Origin of the sequence: Bacillus sp. BPN334 (genome assembly GCF_008368885.1) — a bacterium.
Lineage (GTDB): Bacteria > Bacillota > Bacilli > Bacillales > Bacillaceae_G > Bacillus_A > Bacillus_A wiedmannii.
In genome coordinates this window covers 1-2,388 of the sequence record NZ_QOZW01000038.1, presented here as the reverse complement: position 1 = coordinate 2,388, position 2,388 = coordinate 1, and the positions used below count along the sequence as shown (strand labels likewise).

Annotated in this window: 2 protein-coding genes; both read right to left on the bottom strand. The window is 33.1% G+C overall.

Going from position 1 to position 2,388, the window contains the following annotated elements; translation table 11 throughout:
* Window positions 1-252: 252 nt before the first annotated feature.
* Window positions 253-984 carry a DsbA family oxidoreductase gene (locus tag DN393_RS31025; protein ID WP_064475995.1) on the bottom strand — a complete coding sequence of 244 codons (732 nt, stop codon included), beginning with the start codon at window positions 982-984 and terminating at the stop codon, window positions 253-255.
* A gap of 184 nt (window positions 985-1,168) precedes the next feature.
* Window positions 1,169-2,128: an alpha/beta hydrolase gene (locus DN393_RS31020; RefSeq protein ID WP_149174298.1), complete on the bottom strand. Its 960-nt coding sequence runs from the start codon at window positions 2,126-2,128 to the stop codon at window positions 1,169-1,171.
* Window positions 2,129-2,388: the final 260 nt, after the last annotated feature.

Below are 2,388 nucleotides of genomic sequence, written 5' to 3'. Positions count from 1 at the left end.
CCTTATGTTAACATCTTCGTTAGTTAATGTCAACTAAGTTTTTCATTTCGTTTGCCGCGTTCTGCGTTATTGCATCGGCGACTTGTTCTATATTACACCTCTAACCCTTAATCGTCAACATGTTTTTCTAAAAAACTTCATTTTTTTAAAAATCCTATTTACGTTATTAATTTATCTATTTATATACCTCTTCTATAAGAATAGATAAGCAACCCATGAAACGCTCTATGGGTTGCTATTCCATCATAAAAACTATTGTTCTTTTGAAGGTACAGAACAACTTTCATCCGTACAAGACATATCGCTTCCACCCTCTGAAGAAAGCTCTTGTAACTTAGATGCAGGATTCTCTTCTTCCCAAACTTGCTGAAGTGCACCGACAAAAGTTTCAAGTGGTTGCGCACCTGAAATAGCATACTTTTGATTAATAATAAAATAAGGTACTCCTGAAATTTGATATTGCTGAGCAATCGCTTCATCAATTCTAACATCATTTGCATATGCACTTTTATCATTAATAACACGTAAAGCTTCTTGCTTATCTAAACCTGAAGCTTCAGCAATAGTAGCAAGCGTATCCACATCACTTAAATTTTTCGATTCAGTGAAATATGCAAAAAGTAGATTTTCCGTAATCTCTTTTTCTTTCCCTTGATCCTTTGCAAATTTAGCAAGACGATGCGCATCAAATGTGTTCGTCGGCTTCATCTCATCAAAATTAAAACTTAACCCCATACTAGCTGCATGATTGCCTAATTGTATATTATTACGCTTAGCTTCTTCAATACTAATCCCATACTTTGATGCAAGTACTTCATTAATACTTGTTCCAGAATAAATTGGAGCATTTTGATCTAATTCAAAACTTTTAAACTCGACTTCAACATCCTTCTTATGCGGAAATTGCTCTAAAGCCATTTCTAATCTACGTTTCCCAATATAGCAAAATGGGCATACAAAATCTGACCATACTTCAATTTTCATAGAAACACCTCATTAACATGTAGTTTTCAATTATTGTAACATTGGCAATAAGGAATTCAAAAATTTATGCTTCAAACCTTATATACCACAAACTAAAATGAGTTTTTAAATAGAAAAAACGATAATCAAAAGTATAAAAACACTTCCTTCTGATTATCGTATATACAAATCTAAAACAATCTAATTACGCTGGAATGTATCTCCCCACGAACTTCCATACGGTATTCCAATATTTATTCGAATCTACCTTCTCGGCTTCTCCATGTCCAGCACCTGGAACAATTAATTTCTCTTTTTCTACTTTTGCAGCATTATATACTTCATCTAACATTTCATAGGGAACGAATGTATCAGCATCCCCATGAATAAATAGCATCGGTGTTTTACTTTTCGCTACTTGTTTTACAGCTGAAGCTTCTTCTAAATCATATCCAGCTCTTAATTTTGTAACTGTATTTGCCGCATTCATAACAGGAAACTTTGGCAAATGGAATAAATCTTTTAGTTGATACGTAAATTCATCAATAACAGTTGAGTATCCACAATCTTCAATAATAACTTTAACGTTAGAAGGTAACTCTTCACCTGAAGTCATCATTACAGTTGCTCCCCCCATTGAAACACCAAAGAGTGCTATTTCAGCATTAGGGTCTTTCTGTACAATTTGTTGAATCCACATCAAAATATCTTTACGATCGTGCCAGCCCATCCCTATATAATTGCCTTCACTATTTTCATGCCCACGAAGATCTGGCGCTATGACGTTATATCCTTCTTCATAAAAATTCCGGATATATTTCGTCATTTTCAATGCCTTACTATCATATCCATGAACTACAATTGCCCATTTATGGCTAGATTGTTCATTCATATATTCATAACCTGTTAATTTCAACTTATCAAAAGAATTTATGTGTAGTGTATTAGGTTTATGATTTGAGACAAAGCTCGCATCCTTTTCTTCATTTGTAGCGAACATACCTCCCGATGCATTCACTGTTTCCACTAAGTGAGGATTATCCTCTAAAAATTCTTTCTCTTGTTTCGCATTCAACGCATAATTATAAAAATAATTCCCGACTAACATATAAGTAATTGCTAGAAGAACTAAAACTACTATAGTAATTACACCTATCTTTTTCATATTATCTCCTTTTTCAAAATTAAATCTTCTTATATTCAAGTACTCAAAAAAACAACTGCACTATTTTAACACATCAACAGATTGCTTCTACAAAAAATAAAATAAAAAATCTTAAACTACACATCAAAAATGATGAAAGAAAATGAATATGAGAGGGTCAAAAGAATAAGGATTACTTACTTGAGGCTGATAAGAAGTTTAAAACACAAAAAAGACGAGTCATTCTGACTCGTCTTAAAGTTGCTTGGCGACGTCCTACT

Coding starts and splice junctions, on each gene's coding strand:
- DN393_RS31025 (WP_064475995.1), bottom strand. CDS start 984: ATGAAAATTGAAGTATGGTCAGATTTTGTATGCCCATTTTGCTATATT.
- DN393_RS31020 (WP_149174298.1), bottom strand. CDS start 2,128: ATGAAAAAGATAGGTGTAATTACTATAGTAGTTTTAGTTCTTCTAGCA.